Consider the following 21,271-nt stretch of genomic DNA (forward strand, 5'->3'; position numbering starts at 1 on the left):
TAATAACTAATTACATGATTTTAAAATAAAATTATTTTTTATATGCGCTATTAAAAATAAGCAGATAACTTATGGCAGATTAAAATTAAAAGCATATTGATTAATAAATACACATTAAAACCATAATCTTCTAGAGACACTACATTATAAAATTTTAATTGGAATTATTTTAAAACATCAGCTTATCCATTGTATTTCATGCGATATTTGCATTGATATTGAGGTCAATATGAGTATTCGGCGTATCAAAGAGGTAATTTCCTCAGCTGGACGCAACTTACATACAATTATCATCACTGCCCGTGAAGATGATGGCTCGATTGAAACACGCGAGGCAGAACCTTATAGCTATCGGCGCAAAGGTAAAACTGAGAAATTTTTCTGTTATGACATCCGCAGAGAGGGCATTCGAAATTTCCATGTAGATAATATTATTTCTGTTGAAGAAACTGAAAATACCTTTTATCCACGCTGGATCGTCGAGGTTTAAAAAATTACTTAATGAACAAAGTAATACGTGCGGCATTTATCTTAGCAAAAAAAAGCCTGCATATTGGAATGCAGGCTAACTCTAAGGAACTTAAAAATAAAAAAGAAACTACAGCGTTTTCATATTGTTTAATTTATATTCAATTCTCGTGTTTTTCATTGACTAAATATTCCAAAATTCCATCAATCTTTCTTTATAAGCAGAACGCTTTATCAAACCTAATATGAGTAATTTTGGATTTATGAGTTTTTATTAACTTTGCCGAAATCATGACTTCATATAGAAGTAAATCTAGTTTAAATACCCAAAAGAAAACCGCCTTTCGGCGGCTTTCTGAGATGCTCAAAACTTAGCGTTGTTGTCCGCCTTGGTTTTGTTGATCACGCTGATGCGTTTGCTGGTTTGAATCTTGCTGCTGGCCTTGTTGATTAGGCTGCTGCTGTTGTTGCAGATCCTGCTGATTTTGTTGATCTTGCTGGTTCTGCTGATTTTGCTGACGTTGATTTGGGTTTTGTTGATTTTGCTGGTTAGGCTGTTGCTGTTGCTGTTGATTCGGATTCTGCAATTGGTCTTGCTGGTTTTGCTGACGCTGTTGATTCTGGTTTGGATTTTGTTGGTTTTGATTAGCCATTGGAGATGCTCCTTTTTCCTTTATAAGTAAATGAACTGATCTTTACGAGTTCAATATTTACTCTACAGCCTTCTGCCTAAACTCCAAGTCATAACCTGTTACAGACTGATTCAATGTAAATTAAATCACTTCAACTTATTGATAATGCATTTTTGCACTTACAATATTTACCTAAGCATTGTGAAAATAATAAGTAGATCCATTAATATGATTAAATGAAATCTATATCTTTAAAAATGCAAAAATTTAATTCAATAAAATATAATAATTTCATATAGAAGCGATTAAAACTTATCAATTATGCAATTTTTATTTAATATTTTTTTAAAAATAAAACCCTGTATAAAGCTTTTAAATGCTTTATACAGGGAAAAACCTAAAATCAGTTACATACTAAATTAAAATATGAACCATTCTTAGGAAGATTGAATACTCGAGTTGAGTATGGTGCAAAAATCCAGTTTCCGATGACTTGTGTTTGGGTATAGCCCAACCAGTTTGTACGGCTCTCTACCATATTACAATTCTGCACATAGGGAGAGTCACTGACACCATGCGCTACAACATAGGTACCATAATCTGCAACCATTTGAAGATTGACCAAAGCATTCGCTTGTGAAGAAAGACCGAAGATAAAAGCAAAAGGAATTGCTGCTGCTAAAAGTTTATTCATGATATACCCCCTAAAAAATGAAGGGCAATTCTATTTTTAATTATTAATATTTACTATATAACACAGTACAAAAATAAAACAAACCAACGCTTTAATAATCTCAACTTCTGTAATTTAAAGCACTTTATTTAAATATAATTTAATAAAATTAATGTTATAAAACGAAATTAGTAAGCAAATATTTTTAATGTGTTTTTATCTAATATTTTATTAAAAGAACCTCTATAATAGAGGCTCTTTTTAAAATCTAATTTATAGAATCAATTAAATCGCGACTACTTTTACAATAATCGTTTGAGTGTCTTCTTTTTCATCAGGTAATTGCAGACGTTTTAATTCCTTGCTTTTCACCTTTAATTTTAAATTTTGGTAATTAATAATCGCAGGGATCTGATCAAAATACTGTGCATCCGCATCAATTTCTTCCTGAAATAACGGGGTACCCAACTGATAGTCCAAACTTTTTAGGACCACATATTTAACTGTAGTTTTCATTGTAACAACCTACTTTCATCAAGCACTTTATTTTTATTTTTACCACTGTTTCCACTGAGATGATACCGTTAAATTCAAATTTTGCTTAACTCTTAGCCGAACAGATGGACCAGCTGAACACTAAATATGTGTATGCAATTTTTAGCTTATAACAGCATGTTTTGTATAAATGTATCCAATCGTAAGAGCGATTGAAGAATGCTCATTTCGTCTATACATTCAATACATCTCCCTCAAATAAATGATAGCCATGTTAAAAGACTGTTGTGATCTACTCGAACAAAAAAAACTGAAAGTTGCTTTTATAGAAAGTGCCAGCTCAGGCTATTTAAGCAGCCAGTTTTCGATTTATAAACAATGTGGTGCACAGATCCTATTAGGTGGTCTGGTTTGCTATGACGCTGATCTCAAGATGTCTATTTTAGGTGTGTCTCCAGAGTTAATTGAGGAATATTCACCTGAATCCAAAGAAGTAACTAATGCACTTGCTGTTAGTGGTCATAAGCTTTTTAAAGAAGCCGATATGATCGTGGCTTGTACTGGTTTACTTAAACCTGGCGGTAGTGAATGTGAAGAAAAACCAGAAGGTACGTTTTTCATCTCGATTTTCTTTGAAGGCCAAACCTATGATTATCGTTATTTGATTGATGGTACACCTGAGGAGCGTCTAGATATATTAACGGAAAAGATTGCAGATCAGATGATTGAACTGATTAACCGAAAGGCTGCTTAATCTTACTCGTTGATGGAAATCCGTGGCATGAGGACAATGATGAATACCAAAATCGGCATATTTTTATTTGGTCTTTGTCTCAGCCCACCGAGTTTTGCGACGGTGGGTGGCCCACAGAATATTGAAGTGTTGGGTTATGAAGTGAAAGACCAAAAACTGTATCTGTTACGCCATTATCTGGATGGTCGCGGACGTCTGCCACAACTGTATTATTATAATTTTAAATCCAAAACACCGAATCAGCTGGTTCAGGTCAATTCTCTTTACATCAATCCTAAGACCAAGAAGATTGACTATGATCAAGACAGTAAGAAGTTTGATCAGGAAATTGCCAAAATCAAAAAACGTTTGATACCTGTGATTTCACTACCCAAACAGAACATCCAGCTCAAGGTGTTAAAGACCAGCAAAGGCACATCTCCTGCCTGGCATGATCCAAAACAGAAAGTTCCAAAATGGACTTATCAATACCAGATACAATCAGGTCGTTATAAAAGCCCAATTCAGCAGGCTGTTAGCTATAAACAAGATTTAAGGTTAAACAAGATCTATAAAATTCCGAAACAGGATAAATTACTGGTCACTGTGAAATATTTAGGCATTCCCTTTGAAACCGGGTATCACATTGAAGATCCAGCATTGCTTAGCCGTTAAATAGACATTCAATAAAAATAACCCATAAAAAAGGTCTCATTAGGAGACCTTTTTTATTTAAAATATTTGCACTTTAAACTGCTACGGCGCCGCGCTCAGCAATCGGAACAACTTTACGTAGTTCTGGACCGGTATAGTCTGCACTTGGACGGATAATACGGTTGTCGGCACGTTGTTCCATTACATGTGCTGCCCAACCTGTGACACGTGACATCACAAAGATTGGCGTGAACAGCTTGGTTGGAATACCCATGAAGTGGTAGGCAGATGCATGGAAGAAATCGGCATTACAGAACAATTTCTTCTCACGCCACATCACTTCTTCACAACGAACTGATACTGGATAAAGCACGGTATCACCCACATCTTTTGCTAACTTTTCTGACCATTGCTTGATAATGCCATTACGCGGATCATTGTCTTTGTAGATCGCATGACCAAAGCCCATAATCTTTTCTTTACGTTCCAGCATACCGAGCATTTCACGTTCAGCTTCTTCTGGCGACTTCCAGTTTTCAATCATGTCCATTGCTGCTTCATTGGCACCGCCATGCAATGGACCACGCAATGAACCAATCGCACCGGTAATACATGAATGCAGATCAGATAGCGTTGAAGCACAAACACGCGCTGTAAATGTAGAAGCATTAAATTCATGCTCTGCATACAGAATCAACGATACATTCATCACCTGCTCATGCAGCGCATTTGGCTTTTCACCACGCAGCAAATGCAGGAATTGAGCACCGATCGAATCATCATCAGTATTTTCTTCAATACGGATGCCGTCGTGGCTATAGCGATACCAATAGCAAATGATCGCTGGTAGAGTTGCCAGAATTCGATCTGCCACCTCCTGCTGTTCAGCAAAAGACTTTTCTGTTTCCAGATTACCTAGCATGGATACGCCAGTACGCATCACATCCATCGGATGCGAGTCCGCTGGAATACGTTCCAAAACTTCTTTCAGTGCTTTTGGCAGGCTACGTAGAGATTTCAGTTTAGCTTTATAAGCTGCAAGTTGTTCAGCAGTTGGCAATTCACCAAAGAAAATCAGATAAGCCACTTCTTCAAACTGACAGTGTTCTGCCAGATCCTGTACATCGTAACCACGATAGGTCAGGCCTGCTCCGCTTTTGCCTACTGTTGAAAGTGCAGTTTTCCCTGCAACTTGTCCACGCAATCCTGCGCCAGTGAGTACTTTTCCTTCAGCCATTGTTTTAATTCTCCTGCTTAAACAGTTTATCTAATGTGTCTTCGAAGCTGTGATAGTCTAAAAATTCGTAGAGTTCTTTTCGTTGTTGCATCTTATCCAGTACATTCACCTGTGTACCGTTTTGACGGATCGACTGCATCACTTCTAAAGCCGCCTTTTGCATAGCACGAGTCGCTGATAATGGGTACAGCACCATACGGATACCCTGTTCAGCCAGTTCTTCAGTCGTATAATACGGTGTATCACCAAATTCAGTAATATTTGCCAAAACGGGTACACCGACTGCATCACAGACGGTTCTATACATGGTGATGTCTGTCATTGCCTCAGCAAAGATCGCATCTGCACCGGCTTCTACACAGGCAGAGGCACGATCGATCACACCTTGTAAGCCCTCTTTTTGCAATGCATCAGTACGTGCCATCACTACGAAGTTAGAATCAGTCTTAGCATCCACTGCTGATTTGATCCGATCGACCATTTCTTGTTGTGACACGATTTCTTTATTTGGGCGGTGACCACAACGTTTTTGTGCCACCTGATCCTCAATATGCACTGCTGCTGCGCCCGCTGCAATCATCTGTTTAATGCTACGCGCAATATTAAATGCACCACCCCAGCCAGTATCAATATCGACCAGTAATGGCGTATCAACACGTTCAGTAATACGGCGGACATCTTCCAGGACATTATCCAGACTGGTCATACCCAAGTCAGGCAATCCATAAGAATAATTGGCCACACCGGCACCAGAGACATAAAGGGCTTTATAACCGACCTGTTTCGCCATCATGGCTGCATAGGCATTCACGGTTCCAATGATTTGTAGTGGTTTCTCAGTTTCTAATGCTTCTCTAAACTTTAAACCTGCAGACATTTGTTGTGTCATCTTCCCTTTCCACAGTGTTGGCTTTAATTATTGAAGTTCGAGTATACCTATTCAAATCGCTCAATCCATGGCCTGATAGAATAAAAACTCTAAAACTTTAGTCAAACAGTATAAGTAGATTTAGCATAAATCTTAATCAAAACAATGGATACAACAGTCACCATGAAATGTGTGCACAACTTTGTTATGATGACAACTGAATTCACCAAAAAGTGCTGATTTAGTCGTCAATATGCAGGATCTCGTTCAACTGGAACCCTTAGCCAAAGATGTACCACCAACCAAGCGTGGTCATGAGCGCTGTTTCGCCCTTTTAATCAGTGCGACAGAGCTGTTCCTGGAACATGGTTATGATGCTGTATCCCTGGATGATATTGTCAATCATGCGGGTGGCTCTAAAGCTTCGATTTATAAGTACTTTGGTAATAAAGAAGGTCTGTTTAAGGCAATCTGTGATTATCGCCGTACCCAGTTCTTTAAAGATATCTGTCTACCCTTTTCTTTAGACAGTTCCGAAGATTTTAGAAGTTACCTAATCCAGACTTTACTTAATTTTTATCAGCATATTAAACAACCGGAAAATGCCGCATTTATGCGCCTGATTCTGGAACAAAGCGGACGGAATCTGGATATCGCCCGGCATATTCATGAACAGGGTCCAAAACATATCCAGCATTCTATTGCTGAAGTGTTGTCACAGGCACATGACAAAGGCCTACTCAGCTGTCCAAATCCGTTATTTTCTGCGCAACTTTATTTCGGCATTTTAAGGAATATGGAATGGCGCATTTTAATGGGCTTACCAAGTGATGAAACTGATCAGGAAACTGTCGAATACGTGAATTATTGTGTCGATCGCTTCTTGGACGGTCATCAAAAAGTCTAGTTTTTTTGCAATTTCCTGTTCATATAGTATATTAGCCGATTCCGTATTTTTTTAACTAACCAGCAACTAATTGTTGAACGAGTTTTTCAGCAATTATTGTGGAGTAACGAATGGCTCTCCGTCACTTTCTGACTTTACGCGATTTATCGACTTTAGAACTTAACCAGATTCTGCAACGCGCCATCGAGCTTAAGCGCAAACAGCATAACAATGAAGTTTTCCAACCGTTCGTTGGCAAAGTCATGGGCATGATTTTTGAGAAATCCAGTACCCGTACGCGTGTTTCGTTTGAAGCTGGCATGACCCAATTCGGCGGCAGCGCAATCTTCCTCTCTTCACGTGACACTCAACTGGGTCGTGGCGAACCCATCGAAGATTCTGCACGTGTCATTTCGAGCATGCTTGATGTAGTAATGATCCGTACTTTTGGTCATGACATCGTTGAACGTTTTGCTTCTTATTCAAAAGTGCCGGTGATTAATGCCCTAACTGATGACCATCACCCTTGCCAGCTGTTGGCTGACATGCAGACTTATCTGGAACACCGTGGTTCAATCGAAGGTAAAACTGTGGCGTGGATCGGCGATGGCAACAACATGTGTAATTCATATATTGAAGCTGCGCACATGTGGGGCTTTAAGCTGAAAATTGCTGCACCTAAAGGTTATGAGCCACAAGAAAAATTCCTGTCTGAATTTGCCCACTGTGTAGAGTTAGTTGACTCAGCTGAAGATGCAGCGGTGAATGCGGATCTGATTGTGACTGACGTTTGGGCGAGCATGGGCCAGGAAGAAGAGCAAAAAATCCGTGAAAAAGCATTTGCTGATTATCAGGTAAATGAACGTTTGATGGATCTGGCTCACCCAGATTGCTTGTTCATGCACTGCTTACCTGCACACCGTGGCGAAGAAATTTCAGAAAATATGCTGGATCACAAAAATGCTGTGGTTTGGGATGAAGCTGAAAACCGTCTACATGCTCAGAAAGCATTGGTTGAATTCCTGATCAATGAAAATCTGAAAAAAGATTAAGTTTTGTTTCAATAAAAAAGCACCGAATTTGGTGCTTTTTTATTGCTTATAGATTAATGATCATCTTTCAAGAATTTTGGTTCTTTTGGTAATTGCCAGCTACAGAAGAAACATACAATCAGCATAACAATGACATACACGAAGAAAGTATTTTCGATGCCAGCTGATTTAAACTGTAATGCCACTGAAGGTGCTGACCCACCAAAGACTGCATTACCCACGGCATAAGAGAAACCTACTCCTAAAGCACGTACATGTGGCGGGAACATTTCTGCTTTAACAATACCACCAATCGAGGTATACAAGCTTAGTAACATCATCAGGAAAATCAGCAATAATGCTACGATGACTGGGGTATCACTGAAAGCACGCATACCCACTGCCATGACTGGATAAATGGCAATTGACATTAAACCACTGAACAGCAACATACAGGTACGACGGCCAATTCGATCAGATAACGCACCAAACACTGGTTGTGCAACCATCAACACAAAGATACACGCCGTCATAATGAAGCCGACTGTTCTTGGATCAATGCCGATATTGGTTAAATAGGTTTTTGAATAAACTGTAATCACATAGAAGCTCAGTGAGCCTGCTGACGTATAACCAACCACCAGCAAGAAGGTTTTCCAGTGATTCTTAAACAGTTCGCGCAGCGTGCCTGATTCTTCCTTATCGCTATCTTCATGGGACAAGGTTTCTTCCAGACGGCTACGCGCTAATAAAGATGCAATTGCAGCCAAACCACCAATCACAAATGGAATACGCCAACCACCATCAAGCAACTGTTGCTCGCTCATGAAGCCCAGGAAAATCACCCCAAGCAGACTTGCCAGCAACTGACCACCGGTCAAGGTTACATATTGGAAAGAAGAGAAAAATCCACGTTGCCCTTTTAAACCTAATTCACTCATATAGGTTGCAACAGCGCCATATTCACCACCCACTGATAAGCCCTGTAATAGACGAACCATAAGCAGCAAGAATGGTGCTGCCATACCAACCTGTTCATAAGTAGGTAAAGCTGCGAATAGGAATGAACTGATGGCCATTAAACAGATTGAAATGACCATGGATTTTTTACGACCATGTTTATCGGCAATACGGCCAAATAGCCAGCTACCAATTGGACGCATAAAGAAACTGGCAGCAAATACACCCCAGACATAAATTGCCTGTGTTGAACTGTCCATATTTGGTGCAGTCAACGCTTTAGTAAAATAAACCGCAAATACAGCATAGATGTAGAAATCGAACCATTCAACCAGGTTACCGGAGGCTGCCCCCACAATTCCTTTAATTCGACTGGTCTTTTCCTGTTTGGAATAAGCTTGACTCAAAATATGACATCCTTATTTTTAAATCATTGAAACTTCTTGTTTATAGGCTAATGTTTTCCGCCCTTAAACTTACATATTTTTTGCATGCACCCTGCGTACTTCCCGGTATGCTGCGTGGGGAGGTGTAAGACTATAAACGTAGATGAAATCTCATACAAAAAATAAAATGTAATTTTTAATATATTTTTCACATAAAATTCTTTAAAACTTCACTATTTAAGAATAAGCAAAATGAATGAATTGGAGATAACAGGAGAATTAACCAATGTCGAGTTGCGTGCAGATTTTATTCATGCTCTTATAATCCGCAAAACACAGCTATAATTTGTGGTCTTCAATGAAATATAAAATAAACTTGCTCACAGCTTTAACTCTTGGCATTAGCTTTATTACCAGCCAAATTTACGCGTCTGAATTTGATCAATACCTGCAACAAAAGCAGATCATTGACTCAAAATTTAAGATTAAGAAAAAAGCAGAACTGAATGAAATGCTGGCGGTGCTGAGTGCAGAAGACTCTAAGACTCTGCCCCTGAAAATTGATCACAACACCATTATTGAACAGTTGAAATTAACTGCGAATAAGACCGAACTGAAAGGTTTAATCATAACCCCAGACTTTGCTCAATTTGAAAAAGATCTTGGTCGTAAGGAAGTGACTCAGCTGATCCGTAAAAACTTATTGCAAAACTGCAGTATTTTCTTTGAACACCGTTATCAGTTTGAGAATCCTTATAAGGTGACTTTAGAACTGAATTCGACCACTCAATCCTACGACGTCGAAATTTCGCAGAAAGACTGTAAAAGCAAATAAGGTACAACAAGAGAATTAACGGAGCAGACCGTGGGGCTGCATGATGATAATCAGCGCCCCAAATATCACCACTGCACCACCCAGCAGATCCCATCGCGACAGGCTCACCTGATCTACAAAGCGTAACCACATCAACGCAGTGAAAATATAGATGCCACCATAGGCCGCATAGATCCGACCTGAAGCTGCTGGATGCAAAGTTAATAGCCACACAAAAACTGCCAGCGCCAATGTTGTCGGCACCCAAAACCAGTGGCTCTTGCCTTGATTGAGTATCAGATATGGAAAATAACAGCCAAGAATTTCCATCACTGCTGTGACCAGAAACAGACAGAAAGTTGTAATAAGTTTAATGAACTGAAATTCCATATCTTTATGAATCTTAGGCTAGGCAATAATCTTAATCAGATCATAGCAATAAAGAAATAAAATAACCCGTGCAAGCACGGGTTATTTTATGACTATTAATGATGTTAGTAGAAGTTAGGCTGGTTCGGCAGTCTGGTCTTCAAACACTTCCAGTTTCAGACCCACAGCTTTGCCATTTTCTTTCTTCACAGATACTGCAACATTGCCGCCATTCTCTGCCAGCTCACCAAACAGAATCATTTCTGCCAGTGGTTTTTTCAGGTGTTCCTGAATCAGACGCTGCATCGGACGAGCACCCATTAAGCGATCGTAGCCATTTTCAGCCATCCATTCACGTGCACTCTGATCCACTTCCAGAATAACTTTCTTCTCATCCAACTGTGCTTGAAGTTCAGTTAAGAACTTATCAACCACATTCTCAATGATGGTACTTGGTAAAGCCTTGAATTGAATTACGCCGTCAAGACGGTTACGGAACTCAGGTGAGAAGGCTTTCTTCATCGCTTCCTGATTATCGTTACTGTTATCTTGTTCCATGAAACCAATGCTGACACGGGAAATACTTTCCGCACCAATATTAGTGGTCAGCACAAGAACCACATTACGGAAGTCTGACTTACGACCGTTGTTATCGGTCAAAGAGCCGTGATCCATAATTTGCAGCAACAGGTTAAATACATCTGGATGGGCTTTTTCAATTTCATCCAGTAGCAGTACACAGTGCGGATTTTTGTGAATTGCATCCGTCAGCAAACCACCTTGATCGAAACCGACATAACCCGGAGGCGCACCAATTAAGCGGGATACTGCATGACGTTCCATGTATTCTGACATATCGAAACGAACGAGTTCTACACCAAGAATTTTCGCCAATTGCTTGGTGACTTCAGTTTTACCCACACCGGTTGGACCGGCAAAAACAAAACTACCGACTGGCTTGTCTGGAGATTTCAGACCAGCACGTGACAGCTTGATCGCAGAACCCAATGCTTCAATTGCTTCATCTTGACCAAACACCACACGTTTCAGATCACGTTCCAGATTCTCAAGTACAGTCTTGTCGTCTTTAGACACAGTTTTCGGTGGAATACGGGCAATCTTGGACACGATGTCTTCGATATTTTCAACCGTAATCAGACTATCATCTTGCTCAGCTTTCAAACGGCGTTGTGCACCAGCTTCATCAATCACATCAATGGCTTTATCTGGCAAGAAACGGTCGTTGATAAATTTCGCTGAGAGCTCTACCGCTGACACCAAAGCCTGATCGTCATATTGCACATGATGGAAATCTTCAAACTTGGTTTTCAGGCCACGCAAAATATCAATTGTTTCAGAGATTGAAGGCTCATTCACATCGATTTTCTGGAAACGACGTGACAAAGCGTGATCTTTTTCAAAGACCTGACGGTATTCCTGGAATGTGGTTGAACCGATGCAACGCAGTGAGCCATTTGCCAGTGCTGGCTTGATCAGGTTCGACGCATCCATGGTGCTGCCCATGCTTGAACCTGCACCGATGATCATATGAATTTCATCAATAAACAGCACTGCATCTGGTTTTTTCTTCAATGCATTGAGAAGCTGTTTCAGACGTTTTTCAAAGTCACCACGGTATTTGGTCCCTGCCACCAGTGCGCCGATATCCAGGCTATAGATTTCAGCATTTTCCAGTGGCTTAGGCGCCTTGCCATTTACAATTAACCAAGCCAGACCTTCAGCAATCGATGTTTTACCAACACCAGGATCACCGACCAGCAATGGGTTATTTTTGCGACGGCGGCAAAGAATTTGTGCTGCACGCTCAATTTCTTTTTCACGACCAATCAACGGATCAGTTTTACCTTTTTGCGCTTCGTGATTCAGATTAGTCGTATAAAGATCCAATGGACCTGAAGCACTAGAAGATCCAGTTTCACCGTCCAGCTCCTCGATCTCTTCTTCGTTCTGCACTTCTTCCTTACGGGTGCCATGCGACAGATATTGAGTCAAAGTTAAACGATTAATCTGATGACGTTTTAACAGATACACTGCAAACGAGTCACGCTCTGAGTACATCGCAACTAGAATGTCCGCACCTTCTACGGTACGGTCTCCACCACTAGACTGTACATGGAAAATGGCACGCTGCAGGATCCGGTCAAAACTTTCAGTTGGATGAGGTGCCTGATCGTTATTTTCGCCGAGTTTTGGAGTGTGTTGTTCTACGTATTCTTCGAGTTCTTTACGCAGCACAATAATGTCTGCACCGCATGCTTTAAGCGCATTTACGGCAGAATCGTTGTCGAGTAAAGCCAATAACAAATGTTCTACTGTCAGAAACTCATGTCTCTTTTGACGAGCCATGCTAACAGCCAAACGTAGTGATACTTCTAATTGACGACTGAGCATGCAACCCCCTTAATCTTTAGGCTCAATCTGACAAAGTAATGGATGACCTTGTGATCGAGCGTAATTATTGACTTGGTTCGCTTTCGTTTCCGCAATGTCTCGTGGATAGACGCCAGCAACACCTTTTCCTTCATAATGTACAGTTAGCATTACTTGTGTAGCTTGGTCAAGATTCATTGCAAAGTATTGTTGTAAAATTTCAATTACAAACTCCATTGGGGTGTAATCGTCATTCATCAATACCACAGCATACATCGGTGGACGCTTCAGTTCTGGCGGTGCTGTTTGTACCGCAATATCAGCATCTTCATCATGAAAAGGGTCGTTTGCTAAGCGTGGACTAATGTGCCAGTCAACCACACCAGACTGGTTAAAAGAATTCTTGATTTCACTTAAACAAATATGACGCTTGTTGCTTGGCATAAGATTTACATTTCACACTTTAGTTTGCATTGGCTTCTGTCTGAGGGATCTCCGACAGGAATGCAGATTGATTTTCGATTGCCTCACCCTTACTCCAGCTAAAGCGGCGAGTAACAGGTTTGCTAGTACCAGTCAGACGAACTTCCATAAATTCCGGTACAAAGCCTTTAGGCATGGTCCAACGACCCGTTAGACGTTCATAATTTTCAAAATTGAAATTCTTGTCTGCCAATGGCACGACCAGAATTTCAGTTCCCCGAATCAGGCGCAATTCGACAGAACCGGAAGCGCGGCCCTTACTAGGACTCACCTGAATTAAATCGAGTTGATACTCAAACGCATTTTCAGGTAAAGGCTTGACTGCAAGATGTTGAATTGACAATGGCATACCACCACGTTGACGCAGCACTTCACGATACAGGGTTGCCAGATTTTCAGCTTGCGTATGTTCATCACGCGCTTTATTCATCGCAAGATACAGGTCATTGGCATTACTTACGGCCAGATCACGTTCCTGAGTTGCTGTATTCAGGGTTTTATTCAATGTTTCCAGACTGGCTTTCTGTTTTTGAACTACTTCCACCAGCTGTTCAGCATCTGCCTCAAAACCGACCACAGTCAGCCCCTGACGATGACCCACTGAATAGCCAAGCAGACCACTGCTCAGTACCAGGATTGCAGCACCGATCGCAAGTGGCGTGTTCCCTTTCAGAAATGGCATTTTTTTCTTGTCATCTGCGGTCATATCATTGGGTTCTGTATTCGGCATTGTGATCTCTTCTATCTTTTTCAAGACACACATTTAAATCGAAATTCAAATGTGTGTGAAGTTGTAATACGTTTTTTATGGTAATAACGCAATATTTTGCAAGCCAGCATTTTCAGCAAAACCAAACATCAAGTTCATGTTTTGTACTGCCTGACCTGCTGCACCTTTCACTAGGTTATCTTGTGCAACCAGAATGACCAGTTTCGTCGGTTGTGGTTTATACAACGCAATACGCAGTTCATTCGCGCCACGTACTGAACGTGTTTCTGGCGAGCTACCTGCTGGCATCACATCAACAAACTGTTCATTGGCATAGAACTGCTCATACAGTGCCTGTAAGTCTGCTGCCTGGCCAGCTTCAGTCAAGTCAATGTAAATCGTCGACAGCATACCGCGAATCATTGGCACCAAGTGTGGCACAAACAGGATATGGTCAAATACACCTTTTTGACCTGAGATATTTTCTAATGCTTCTACAATCTCAGGATGGTGACGATGACCCGCTACGCCATAAGCCTTAAAGTTATCTGCATTTTCTGAATAAATGCCACCTAAGCTAGCTTTACGACCTGCACCTGATACCCCTGATTTCGCATCGATAATAATGCTTTCAGGTCTAACCAAAGCTTCCGCAGACTTTAATACTGGTGCAAGACCTAACTGCACAGTTGTGGGATAACAGCCTGGGTTACCAATCACATTCGCCTGTTTGATCTTGTCACGGTTCAGTTCAGACAGACCATAAACAGAATCTTGCAGTACTGATGGACAAGCATGTTGCATGCCATACCACTTTTCAAACTGTTCTAAATTCTGTAGACGAAAATCTGCTGCCAGGTCGATGACTTTAGTATTTGCTGCAACCAATTCTTCAGCATGTTTCATCGCAACACCATGCGGAGTTGCAAAAAATACCACATCGCAAGATTTCAGCAGATCCATGCTCAGGTCAGAAAACTGAAGATCGGTATGACCACGCAGGCTTGGGAACATGTCGTCCACACGGCGGCCTGCTTCGGTACGTGATGTCAGTGCTTTGACGCTAACGTTTGGATGTCGTAGTAATAGACGCAAAAGTTCAATGCCTGTATAACCTGTACCACCAACAATACCCACTGAAATCACGATGATTACCTCAAAATAGATGTTTCCTTTATGGCCTGTAGTATGACAGGAACTTGATATTTTCTAAACTATTTCACTTGGGATTGGTTGTTTTTTAATTTGATCTTTTCTTTTTAAGAGTTTTTTGATTTTTTTAAAAGGTTTAGTTAAACCACTTAGGCTATTTTAAATCTGTTAAGCAGAAGCCGCATAATGCGGCTTCTGCTTATTAAAATAACTTAGACTACAAAAAATCCATGGGTACCATCTTTCTTTAACTGTTCGACCAGTCCATATTCCCAGTCCAGATAAGCCTGCATCGCCTCAAAGGAGTTATCAGTGCCTTCATAAGGACGTTTATAGCGGTCGATCTGTGGTGACAAAGTTTGGACATCTTCTGTCGTCAATTCAAAACTTGCATTTTTCCAGCCTGCATTGCCACCTTCCAATACATATAGTTCCTGCCCCGGTGCCAGATAAGGTTCAATTTCCTCAGCAGCAAATTTGGCTAATATGGCTGCGCCGCAGGTCAGCACGATGGCTTCTTTGGCCTGAAATTCAGCTTGTTGGATCAGCTCAATAGCTTCCGCTTTGAGTAACCATGCCGCGCCTGGCACATGCCCTTTTTTATACTGTGCAAATGGCAGAACATCCCAAATGGCAATATCTTTTTGCTGTTTAAGTTCAGCTAATGCTATTGGTGAAATCAGAGAAATTTCCTTGACTGAAGGCAATTGCGGTTTCCAAGCCCCTTGTTCCGTCAATGCTGCCTTAAATTCAGTTTCCAGCACATAAACTTCCCAGTTCATCTGTCCTAACCATGACGCAGTCATATAGGCACGAACCAGCTGATCATCAACCAATACAATACGTGCGCCACGTACGGCCGCATTATGATCAGTTTCCTGCACCAACTGACCACCTGCGACCCAACGTGAACCTGCGAGATGGCCTTGGATATATTCCTGTTCATCCCGTACATCAAAGATATAAGTTGTACGGCTTGAATCTGCTTTTAATTGATTCAGCTGTTCCAGAGAAATGGTCTGAACTTTCGCCTTGGCAGCAAGCTGTTTTGCATTTTCCAGCAACTCGGGTTTTAAGACTGTCTCTGTATCTTTAAAAGATCGGCTTTGACCATGCTCCAGACTTTGACCCGCTAATGTCCAACCAATCGTGCCATTACGTAGTGCATACACTGGATGTGGAATCTGGGTATTCACCAATGACTGGGCGCCAATAATGCTACGGGTACGGCCCGCACAGTTTACGATGATTGTGGTATTTTCATCTTTCACCAAAGACGGCGCACGTAATACCAGTTCAGCACCCGGTACGCTTTGCCCGGTCGGAATACTCATGGTGTTGTATTCATCAAAACGGCGTGCATCCAGAATCACGATATTCTCTTTCGCATCAATTTTGGCTTGCACTTCTTCAGCACTCAGCGACGGTGTATGCTTGAAATGCTCGACCCATTCACCAAAGGCTTTGGTGGCTGAGTTCACATCAATAAACAGCTCACCACCATCACGTTGCCAGGCATCTACCCCACCTTTGAGCGCATACACCTGGCTATAGCCATAACGAGTTAACTTTGCATAAGCTCGTTCTACCCGACCGTCGCCGTCATCATAGATCACAATGGTGGTATCCAGACGCGGGATACGATTCAGAATTTCGACTTCCAATCGAGATAAAGAAATATTGGTAGTAAATAAAGGATGTGCTTGGGCATAGATATGTTCTTCACGTAGATCGACAATGGCAATTTCTTCGCGCGCAAGTAGTTTTGCTCGAATCTGAGCATAATTCAGTTCTGGAATCTGGGACATGGAAGATCTCTTAGATTTGCTTAGGCTATTTTTAAAAACAGGAAAAGCCTCGATATTCATCGAGGCTTTTAGGATCATTGAGCGTTATAGATATCTGATGTTTTGGCATCAATCGTATTTGGAATCAGCTTTTCATTGAAGAATGCATCTGAAATCTTTTGTTGTTCAGGCATATCATCAATAGATACGGATTGCACGTTGTAGCTTCGATTCGCATTGGCTTCCAATACCACTTCCTGCGGTAAGTTACCCCATAATGGTGCCAGGATTTTTGCCGCTTCATCTGGATTGGTTTTTACCCAAGCTGCTTTCTCTTTTAAGGTATCAATCACATCATTCAAGATTGCAGGATTTTCCTGAGCAAATTTATGACCCGTTAAGTAGTAACGTGTATAACTTGCCAGACCCTCACCAGATGCCAGCACTTTGGCATGCTGAACCACAGTACCACTGGATACATACGGTTCCCAAGTCACCCAAGCATCCACGCCACCATGCTCAAATGCTGCACGGCCATCTGCCGGACTTAACCAGGCTGGTGTAATATCTTTAAAGCTTAGACCGGCCTGATTTAAAGCTGCGATCAACAGGTAATGGCTGCCTGCCGCTTTAGTTACCGCAATTTTTTTGCCTTTCAGATCAGCCACTGATTTTATAGTCGAATTTTGTGGAATCAGAATCGCCTGTGCATTCGGAGAAGCCGTTTCTTTGGCATAGTAAGTTAGATTTGCTTTAGCCGCTTGCGCAAATACCGGAACCGTATCCGCCACATCTGCAGTCACATCGACACTACCTACGTTTAATGCTTCAGCTAAAGGTTGACCACTGGTAAATTCATGCCAGCTGACTTTGACATTTTTTTCAGCCAATTTCTTTTCTAGCTCACCGGTTTCTTTCAACAAAGTCATAAGTGTAGAAGAACGCTGGTAACCAATACGAACTGTATCTGCCTTATAAGCAGCTTCTTCGACTTTTTCTTTTGGTGCTTCTGTCTTATTACATGCAGTCAAGAACACACTAAAGATTAGCGAGAAAATAAATAATAACCTGGATTGAACCATCCTCATCTACCCCATATGCTGGAAAATATGCTTCTTTGCTTTATGCTTAAAGCAGCTAAGAAACGACTAATTTTTCCGCATTCTAGATAAGCAGGTTGCTAATTAAAAATAATCAATTTTCATAAGTGCAGCAGAAATTATTCAAACCTATTTTTATATAAATTTATGATTTAAATATTATTTTTAAGGAATTATATATTAAATGATTCTTATATTATATATGACTGGTCCACCACCATGGCATTAGCGTATTTTTCAAAATTTTGCGATGACTGGAATAAACTGGATCATGCTTTGCCACTTCAGCCCAGAAACGCGGGCTATGGTCAAAATGTCGGGTATGCGCCAATTCATGCACACACAAGTAACGCACAATATGTTCTGGAAACAGGACGATGCCGCTGTTTAGCATAATGTCATGTTTAGCAGAACAACTGCCCCACCGTGTTTTCGGCTGACGGATCTTACAGGCTTGAAATGCTAATCCTGTTTCTTGACTCACTTTTTCTAGATATATAGGCAACTGTTCTTTGGCATAAGAAATAATAAAGGCTTTTAAATAATTTTCAGGATTTCGATCACTGATATAAAGCACACTGTTTTCTGTATCTAAAATAAAGTTATGTTTCTGTGCCTGATATTGCACTGAAAGTGGCTGATCCAGATTAAACAGTTGCAAAGTGGTAGGTAAACTGCGATCTATACTTTGCACCCGATCCTGCTGTGCTTGCCAGGTTTTCAGTAACCAGCTTTCGGAGTCGGTAATAAAATTCTGGATTTGCTTTTTGGTACAGAACACCGGTGCGGTAAGACGAATTTGTGTGCCATCCACACGAAGCCTTAGACGTGTCGATCGAATGTTTCGGGTGATTTGAATTTCAGGTAGGTCGTTTAGGGTCATTTTTATACTATTTTTATGAATCCTCCCCAACCCTCCTTTTTCAAAGGAGGGAGAAAAGCACTTTTATAATGCTTTTAAAGCCCCTCTTTTTAAAAGAGGGGGTTGGGGAGATTAGCTCTTCAATGAGTTAAAATTAAACAGCAGTACGCTCTTCAATACCATTATTGGTCGCAACAATCGCAATATCTGCTTTGTTGATTGCGAAAATACCATTACATACCACACCTGGAATATCGTTAATGGTCTTTTCTAGCTCAAGCGCATTCAGGATATTCAGGTTATGAACATCTAGGATCACATTACCGTTATCAGTCACTACACCTTCACGGTAGGCAGGATCACCACCCAGTGCAACGATTTTACGGGCTACTGCTGAACGCGCCATTGGAATGACTTCTACAGGAAGCGGGAAATCACGACCTAATTGATCCACCCATTTAGAATCATCCACGATACACACGAATTTTTTCGCAATAGACGCAACGATTTTTTCACGTGTCAGCGCAGCACCGCCACCTTTAATCATGTGCATATGACGGTCAATTTCATCTGCACCATCTACATAGGCATCTAAACCGCCTACACTGTTCATATCAACAACTTCAATGCCTAATTTTTTAAGGCGTTGTGCAGTCGCTTCCGAACTTGCAACCGCTGCTTCCAATTGAAGTTCAGGTAAAAGTTCAATTAAAAAGTTTACAGTACTACCAGTACCGACGCCTAAAATGCCCCCTTTTGGTAAGTGCTTTAACGCTGCTTTGGCTGCAGCTTGCTTTTTCTCATCTTGGGTTGCATATAGACTCATGACATCACTCAACTATTTTGGACTTTCGCAGTATTTTTAAACCGCAAAGCCGCGTGGTTTGTTACAATAAGAGCTTATTTTAAACTGTTAGATGGAAAATTAACATGCTGTCTCGTTTGGTTCGACAAATTTTACAAGCAACGGTCTACGATGTTGCAATCGAAACCCCACTCGAAGCAGCGCCACGAATTAGCGAGCGCTTAAATAATAACATTCGCTTTAAACGTGAAGATTTACAACCGGTTTTTTCATTCAAACTACGCGGTGCCTATAACCGTATTAGTCAATTACCGAAATCACAACTCGAACGTGGCGTTATCACAGCTTCAGCAGGCAACCATGCACAAGGCGTAGCGTTGTCAGGGAAAAAGCTGGGAATTCGCGCGATTATTGTGATGCCAAAAACAACTCCAGACATCAAGGTGCAGGCGGTAAAACGTCTCGGCGGTGAAGTGGTTTTGCATGGCGATTCATTTGACGTAGCCAATAAATATGCGATTCAGCGCGCCCAAGAAGATGGCATGACCTTTATTCCGCCTTATGACGATGAATTAGTCATGGCGGGTCAAGGCACGATTGCTAACGAGATTTTACGCCAATGGCGTGATGTGGAATATGTGTTTGTTGCAGTTGGTGGTGGCGGCCTGATTGCTGGCGTTGCAGCATATTTAGGTGATGTAGCACCGCATGTCAAAGTCATTCCTGTGGAATATGACGAATCCGCGTGCCTAAAAGCAGCCCTAGAAGCCAATGAACGTGTGATTCTTCCATCTGTCGGTTTATTTGCTGACGGTACTGCGGTTGCGCAAATTGGCGCAAAACCATTTGATGTGATCCGTCTGCAAAAATCAGATAATTCAGGTCCTATTGTTGAACCTGAAGTTGTACTGGTCAATACCGATGAAGTTTGCGCAGCAATTAAAGATACCTATGACGAATGTCGTAGCATTGTAGAACCATCGGGTGCAATGGCGTTGGCAGGTATTAAAAAATACGTGGCTGAACACGGCATTCAAGGCAAAAACATCGTATCAATTGTCTGCGGTGCCAACATGAACTTTGACCGTTTACGCTATATCGCGGAACGTACAGAGTTAGGCGAACGTAAAGAAGCGATCTTTGCCGTAACTATCCCTGAACAGAAAGGTGCTTTCCTCAAGTTCTGTCGTGCCCTGCAAGGTCGTAACATTACCGAGTTCAACTACCGTGCTAGCGATGCCACTGCTGCACAAGTTTTTGTTGGCATCAGCCTGAAAAATGGTGAAAAAGAACGTCAGGAAATTTATGAAAACCTGAAATTCCAATATGACGTTGACGATCTGTCTGATGATGAAGTGGCTAAACTGCACATTCGTTATCTGATTGGTGGTCATGCCGATATCGAAAATGAACGTTTGTTCCGTGTGGAATTCCCGGAACGTCCAGGTGCATTGCTGACTTTCCTTGAGCGTCTAGGTCCAACCCATAACATCACCCTATTCCACTACCGTAACCACGGCGCAGCTGAAGGTCGTGTATTGGTTGGTTTGGAAGCAGAAGATGCACAGCAAAACCCAGATGGTTTGATCGAGACGTTGGAAAGTATTACTTATCCGTATGATGAGATTACCAACAACTTAGGTTATCAACGCTTCCTGAAATAAGTTTAGATTTTATTTCTGAGTAATAAAAACCGTCTTTCGAGGCGGTTTTTTTATATAAGTAAATAAGGACCAAGGTCTTAGATATTATTTATGTAACACAAATAGCTGAAAG

Annotated in this window: 22 protein-coding genes; 7 read left to right on the forward strand and 15 right to left on the reverse strand. The window is 41.3% G+C overall.

The features are described from left to right. Positions 1-229: 229 nt before the first annotated feature. A complete protein-coding gene (locus BS636_RS13740) occupies positions 230-490 on the forward strand; it encodes a WYL domain-containing protein (RefSeq protein WP_099339288.1) in 261 nt (86 codons plus the stop codon). Positions 491-839: 349 nt separating this feature from the next. Here BS636_RS13740 and BS636_RS13745 read toward each other — a convergent pair whose 3' ends face one another. From BS636_RS13745 to BS636_RS13755, 3 genes are all read right to left on the reverse strand, one after another. Beyond that, positions 840-1,121 (reverse strand): hypothetical protein, encoded by a 282-nt coding sequence (locus BS636_RS13745; RefSeq protein WP_099339289.1) that lies wholly within the window; start codon positions 1,119-1,121, stop codon positions 840-842. 382 nt (positions 1,122-1,503) lie between these two features. Further along, complete coding sequence (locus tag BS636_RS13750; protein ID WP_099339290.1) at positions 1,504-1,794, reverse strand: hypothetical protein; 291 nt, start codon at positions 1,792-1,794, stop codon at positions 1,504-1,506. Between the two features lie 264 nt (positions 1,795-2,058). Next, positions 2,059-2,289: a hypothetical protein gene (locus BS636_RS13755; RefSeq protein ID WP_099339291.1), complete on the reverse strand. Its 231-nt coding sequence runs from the start codon at positions 2,287-2,289 to the stop codon at positions 2,059-2,061. A 250-nt stretch (positions 2,290-2,539) separates the two neighbouring features. On the opposite strand from BS636_RS13755, the gene BS636_RS13760 reads away from it, so the two are divergent. Further along, positions 2,540-3,022 carry a CinA family protein gene (locus BS636_RS13760; RefSeq protein ID WP_099339292.1) on the forward strand — a complete coding sequence of 161 codons (483 nt, stop codon included), beginning with the start codon at positions 2,540-2,542 and terminating at the stop codon, positions 3,020-3,022. A gap of 36 nt (positions 3,023-3,058) precedes the next feature. After that, positions 3,059-3,676, forward strand: a complete 618-nt coding sequence (locus BS636_RS13765) for an aminotransferase (RefSeq protein ID WP_416202898.1) — start codon at positions 3,059-3,061, stop codon at positions 3,674-3,676. A gap of 73 nt (positions 3,677-3,749) precedes the next feature. Here BS636_RS13765 and prpC read toward each other — a convergent pair whose 3' ends face one another. Both prpC and prpB read right to left on the reverse strand, forming a co-directional pair. Then, complete coding sequence (gene prpC / locus BS636_RS13770) at positions 3,750-4,892, reverse strand: 2-methylcitrate synthase (RefSeq protein ID WP_099339294.1); 1,143 nt, start codon at positions 4,890-4,892, stop codon at positions 3,750-3,752. Positions 4,893-4,896: 4 nt separating this feature from the next. After that, positions 4,897-5,781, reverse strand: a complete 885-nt coding sequence (gene prpB, locus BS636_RS13775) for a methylisocitrate lyase (RefSeq protein ID WP_099339295.1) — start codon at positions 5,779-5,781, stop codon at positions 4,897-4,899. Positions 5,782-6,013: 232 nt separating this feature from the next. Between prpB and BS636_RS13780 the strand changes: the two genes are divergently transcribed. Next, positions 6,014-6,667: a TetR/AcrR family transcriptional regulator gene (locus BS636_RS13780; protein WP_099339296.1), complete on the forward strand. Its 654-nt coding sequence runs from the start codon at positions 6,014-6,016 to the stop codon at positions 6,665-6,667. 110 nt (positions 6,668-6,777) lie between these two features. Continuing rightward, a complete protein-coding gene (gene argF, locus BS636_RS13785) occupies positions 6,778-7,698 on the forward strand; it encodes an ornithine carbamoyltransferase (protein ID WP_099339297.1) in 921 nt (306 codons plus the stop codon). Positions 7,699-7,751: 53 nt separating this feature from the next. Here the strand turns inward: argF and BS636_RS13790 are convergent, their stop codons facing one another. Then, complete coding sequence (locus BS636_RS13790; RefSeq protein ID WP_099339298.1) at positions 7,752-9,044, reverse strand: MFS transporter; 1,293 nt, start codon at positions 9,042-9,044, stop codon at positions 7,752-7,754. A 337-nt stretch (positions 9,045-9,381) separates the two neighbouring features. On the opposite strand from BS636_RS13790, the gene BS636_RS13795 reads away from it, so the two are divergent. Then, the gene (locus BS636_RS13795) at positions 9,382-9,858 is read left to right on the forward strand and encodes a hypothetical protein (protein ID WP_099339299.1); all 477 of its coding nucleotides are present in this window, start codon (positions 9,382-9,384) and stop codon (positions 9,856-9,858) included. A 15-nt stretch (positions 9,859-9,873) separates the two neighbouring features. On the opposite strand, the gene BS636_RS13800 is transcribed toward BS636_RS13795, so the two are convergent. From BS636_RS13800 to rpiA, 9 genes are all read right to left on the reverse strand, one after another. After that, on the reverse strand, positions 9,874-10,227 hold the full coding sequence (locus BS636_RS13800; RefSeq protein ID WP_099339300.1) for a YnfA family protein: 354 nt from the start codon (positions 10,225-10,227) through the stop codon (positions 9,874-9,876). A 114-nt stretch (positions 10,228-10,341) separates the two neighbouring features. Then, positions 10,342-12,618, reverse strand: coding sequence for an ATP-dependent Clp protease ATP-binding subunit ClpA (clpA, locus tag BS636_RS13805; protein WP_099339301.1), 2,277 nt, complete (start codon positions 12,616-12,618; stop codon positions 10,342-10,344). 9 nt (positions 12,619-12,627) lie between these two features. Further along, positions 12,628-13,041, reverse strand: coding sequence for an ATP-dependent Clp protease adapter ClpS (gene clpS / locus BS636_RS13810; protein WP_008304704.1), 414 nt, complete (start codon positions 13,039-13,041; stop codon positions 12,628-12,630). A 19-nt stretch (positions 13,042-13,060) separates the two neighbouring features. Further along, positions 13,061-13,810 (reverse strand): DUF6776 family protein, encoded by a 750-nt coding sequence (locus tag BS636_RS13815; RefSeq protein ID WP_099339302.1) that lies wholly within the window; start codon positions 13,808-13,810, stop codon positions 13,061-13,063. A gap of 75 nt (positions 13,811-13,885) precedes the next feature. Next, positions 13,886-14,941 (reverse strand): N-acetyl-gamma-glutamyl-phosphate reductase, encoded by a 1,056-nt coding sequence (gene argC, locus BS636_RS13820; RefSeq protein WP_171266095.1) that lies wholly within the window; start codon positions 14,939-14,941, stop codon positions 13,886-13,888. A gap of 212 nt (positions 14,942-15,153) precedes the next feature. Further along, positions 15,154-16,749, reverse strand: coding sequence for a rhodanese-like domain-containing protein (locus BS636_RS13825; RefSeq protein WP_099339304.1), 1,596 nt, complete (start codon positions 16,747-16,749; stop codon positions 15,154-15,156). 74 nt (positions 16,750-16,823) lie between these two features. Continuing rightward, on the reverse strand, positions 16,824-17,765 hold the full coding sequence (locus BS636_RS13830) for an aliphatic sulfonate ABC transporter substrate-binding protein (RefSeq protein WP_228206952.1): 942 nt from the start codon (positions 17,763-17,765) through the stop codon (positions 16,824-16,826). A gap of 259 nt (positions 17,766-18,024) precedes the next feature. Continuing rightward, positions 18,025-18,711, reverse strand: coding sequence for a SprT family zinc-dependent metalloprotease (locus BS636_RS13835; protein ID WP_099339306.1), 687 nt, complete (start codon positions 18,709-18,711; stop codon positions 18,025-18,027). A 133-nt stretch (positions 18,712-18,844) separates the two neighbouring features. Beyond that, entirely contained in the window at positions 18,845-19,516 is a 672-nt protein-coding gene (rpiA, locus tag BS636_RS13840) for a ribose-5-phosphate isomerase RpiA (RefSeq protein WP_099339307.1), read from the reverse strand. A gap of 104 nt (positions 19,517-19,620) precedes the next feature. Between rpiA and ilvA the strand changes: the two genes are divergently transcribed. Next, on the forward strand, positions 19,621-21,159 hold the full coding sequence (gene ilvA / locus BS636_RS13845; protein WP_099339308.1) for a threonine ammonia-lyase, biosynthetic: 1,539 nt from the start codon (positions 19,621-19,623) through the stop codon (positions 21,157-21,159). The last annotated feature ends 112 nt before the right edge of the window (positions 21,160-21,271 follow it).

It is taken from the genome of Acinetobacter sp. LoGeW2-3 (assembly GCF_002688565.1).
GTDB lineage: Bacteria > Pseudomonadota > Gammaproteobacteria > Pseudomonadales > Moraxellaceae > Acinetobacter.